This window comes from Marinobacter sp. (assembly GCF_035268745.1).
Taxonomy (GTDB): Bacteria; Pseudomonadota; Gammaproteobacteria; order Pseudomonadales; family Oleiphilaceae; genus Marinobacter.
On the sequence record NZ_DATFKH010000102.1, the window covers coordinates 1 to 3,426 of the forward strand.

The window sequence follows — 3,426 nt, forward strand, 5'->3', positions numbered from 1 at the left end:
ACCCAGCTGTTTCAGTCGCCGATGCAGCCGACCGGGCGTCTTCCACTGTTTGAGCTGGATGCAGCGAAGGCGCCGCCTTAACCAACTCATCACCTGTTTCAATACCCGCGCGCAGTTCGCCACCCGGAAGTAGTTGGCAAAGCCTCTCAGAACGGGGTTAAGCTCGCGGATGATCGCCGCCAGTCCCGATCCATGGTTCCGCTTCGTCAACGTCCTGAGCTTCTGCTTGAGCCTGACCACCTTCCTGTCCTGAATGCGGGTGTACTTCGCATAGATCACTACACCCAGGAATTTCACCCCTTCACCGCTGTGGGCAATATGGGTCTTGGTGGCGTTGACCGTCAGCTTCAGCTCATCTTCCAGATAGTGCCGGGCAACCCTTAACGCATTCTCCGCACCCGCTCGTGAGCCACTCAGGATCAGAATGTCGTCCGCATAGCGGACGATGCGGTGACCCCGCGCTTTCATGAACTGGTCGAAGGCGTCCAGGTAGACGTTCGCAATCAGCGGACTGATCACGCCGCCCTGCGGGCTTCCCAGCTCCGTCTCTTCGAGGTGGTATCCCACCATCACGCCGCTTTCCAGGAACTGGCGCAGCAGTGACAGGACGCTGCCGTCCGTGATCCGTTGGCGGAATTGGCGAATGATCAGGTCGTGGTTCAACGTGTCGAAGCATTTCGACAGGTCCATGTCCACAACCCATTCACGCCGGTACCGGCGGATGAACAACTCCGCCTTGCCAATGGCGTGGTGACCACTGTGTCCCGGACGATACCCGTAGCTCGACGGGTGGAAGTCCGGCTCGAAGATCGGCTCTATGATGCTGCGCAGCGCCTGTTGCACAACCCGGTCCCGAACCGTCGGAATACCCAGTAAACGCTCACCGCCGTCATCCTTGGCTATGGCAACACGTCTGACCGGCTGCGCCCGATAGCACTTTTCCTTCAGTTCAAGTAACAGACACGACAGCTCCACCTCCAGATTCGCCTCAAACGCACTCAGGCTCTGCCCATCAATTCCGGCCGCACCCTTGTTGCGCTTGACGTGTCTGAACGCTTCATACAGACGCTGCTTTGACAGCAGGTGCCCATACAGACTGTAGTATTTCCTCATGCCTGCTCATCTCTGTGATGACGGCTTCGAGGGTTGGTCTGGCTGCCGGTCTGTTTCAAACGACCCGTTCGGGTACTAGCGCTCTGGCAATCTGCCGCCACGGTGTCGTTCTATTCCCGCGTTCGGAGAGCACCGAAGCCACTGCGTTCCCGCAGCACCTCGATACACGTCCCTGCCCCGTCGGGCAACTTGTGAACGCAGCGTCCACCTCTCACTCGTCGTCCGTCATGCTCATTAATGACTTCCGCCCTTCGCATCCGACCAGGGCTTTTGGCCTTGCCCGGTCCGCTGAACCTCCGCCAGCGGTCGTTCCGGTTTTATCCTCCACACTGTTACCAGGCTTGAGCGCCATGGATGGTGTAAATGCAGTTTTTGCAGAAGCAAAAAAAACTGCCACAGGCCGGAACTTCGTCACTACTACGGCTTCATCTGCCACCTCGCACCTACTGTGGCCTTGGCTTTCACCTTGCGCCACAGCCTCCGGCTTCGCCGGATTCGGTGTCAGGCTTCCCCGGTTACTGCACCGGCTCCCTGTTAACGATGCCACCCTCAAACACAGCACAGGTCTGACTGAGTACCGGGCGTCGCGCTATTTTGCACGCTGACCCACCTGTACTGCCGAAGCAGGTTTACTTGCGTTGTGTACCGTTAACTTCCTATGGCTTCCTTCAGACCCTGCCGTTGGCCAGCAACGCCCTTGCCAGTCGGATTGTCTTCCCCTCAGTCGGGGTGACTCCGCCTTCTCTCAGGCGGACGGGTTTGCCGGCTTCGCCGGGCAAACAAAAAAGGCCGCACAAAGGCGGCCTCTCGACAACCGAACCCGGCCTTATCAGGCAGAGGCAGTTGTAGTCGTCTGGTCAGCGGCCGGCTTCTTGGCTGCTGGCTTCTGATCTTCTGCAGACTCTTTAACAGCGTCGGCAACGTCAGAAACTTCGTCAGCGCCTTCAGCAACTTCTTTCTCGAGCTTGGCAACCAGATCAGCAGCGAAGCTACCGAAACGGGTGTTCAGTGCGCGCAGTTGCTCGAACAGGCTCTCGCTGTAGCCGTAGTATTGGTTGCGAAGAGTTGTAACGCTGTACTCACGAACATCATTTTCAAACTTCTCGGCGTATTCGAACGGCTTGGAAGCCAGCTTCTTCTGCTGCTCTTCAGCTGCGTTGATACCGTTCTCTACGATTTCCTGAAGCTGTTCCTGATATGTTTTAAGCTTACCCATGGTTCTTTCCTTAAAGGTTTTAATGCATGTTTACGAAATTGAAATCTGCATCGTTCGGCTCACTTTTTGTGGCCGATCTCTGAATCAACGCGTGCACAATATGCTCAAAAATTAGAATGATCATACTAACTGCAAAAAAGATTCTGAGCTTTTCAGGGTCAGATTTGGTGGCCTGCTGCTTGCCGCTCGGGCCCGGCAGGTCAGCAATTAACCAAACCTGACACTAGCCCAGGTGTTTTTCAATCTCGAAGACGTGGGGATCCTGATCACCAAGAGCTCTTAACGCCGCTGCAAGATTCAGCAGATAGTCCCGGTTCGGGCCGCTGGGCCCTGCCGAACGGGCTATCTGGAGGGCAATATCCGCCGCGGGCGCCGGGCCGAGAAACGCGGCGTTATCTGTGGTGGCGATATACACCAGACCCTCCTCAACCGTGCCATCAGCAAAGGTCATGGGCGTGGCAAAACGCAGGTAGCCATTCTTTTCACGCACATCCAGATGCTCGAATACATCCGGCGGTACCCTGTAGGCCATTCCCATGCAGCTGGCACGGGGGCTTTCAATCAGGGTAACCACCCGGCCCGGGGATTCGGGCGTGCCCCGATGGTCATGGGAACCCTGCCAGAACCGGCGCTCCCATCCGGTGATGGTCGCCGGCCGCTTCTCCAGGTAGGGAAAATCCACTTTGTAAATCAGTGAGCCGTAGCCGAACAGCCAGACCGAGGACACTCCTTCAAAGTTCTGGCGACGGCGATTGTGCTCAACGGTGTCAAAAGACATGGTTAGACGGCCTCGATTCCGGAACAGTCAGCGCTTGACGCTGCGCTGGCGTGGTTTGGACGGTTTGCCCGATTTGCCGGACTTGCCGGGTTTCTTTCCCGGCCCTGGACCGGAACCCTGCCGTTTTCCGGGTTTATCGCGGGCACCATTGCGGGGGCCATTCCGGGAACCCGGCGCAGGTTTCGGTTTGCGGGTTTCACTGACCTTGCCCGGCGCTGCCTCGGAACTTGAACCCCGGATCATTCCAAACAGGGTATCCAGTTCGGGTCCGGTCAGATCCCGCCATTCGCCAACCCTCAGTCCCTTCAGGCCGATATTC

3 protein-coding genes and 1 pseudogene are annotated in these 3,426 nt (G+C 57.3%); all 4 read right to left on the reverse strand.

Going from position 1 to position 3,426, the window contains the following annotated elements; translation table 11 throughout:
* The coding region (gene ltrA / locus VJ956_RS08035; protein WP_324083631.1) for a group II intron reverse transcriptase/maturase at nucleotides 1-1,113 on the reverse strand (1,113 nt) is incomplete at its 3' end.
* An 829-nt stretch (nucleotides 1,114-1,942) separates the two neighbouring features.
* Nucleotides 1,943-2,329 (reverse strand): hypothetical protein, encoded by a 387-nt coding sequence (locus tag VJ956_RS08040; RefSeq protein ID WP_324083633.1) that lies wholly within the window; start codon nucleotides 2,327-2,329, stop codon nucleotides 1,943-1,945.
* 223 nt (nucleotides 2,330-2,552) lie between these two features.
* A complete protein-coding gene (locus VJ956_RS08045; RefSeq protein WP_324083635.1) occupies nucleotides 2,553-3,107 on the reverse strand; it encodes a gamma-glutamylcyclotransferase in 555 nt (184 codons plus the stop codon).
* A 27-nt stretch (nucleotides 3,108-3,134) separates the two neighbouring features.
* Nucleotides 3,135-3,426, reverse strand: a pseudogene (locus VJ956_RS08050) (23S rRNA pseudouridine(2604) synthase RluF); the annotation flags it as partial.

Coding starts and splice junctions, on each gene's coding strand:
- VJ956_RS08040 (WP_324083633.1), bottom strand. CDS start 2,329: ATGGGTAAGCTTAAAACATATCAGGAACAGCTTCAGGAAATCGTAGAG.
- VJ956_RS08045 (WP_324083635.1), bottom strand. CDS start 3,107: ATGTCTTTTGACACCGTTGAGCACAATCGCCGTCGCCAGAACTTTGAA.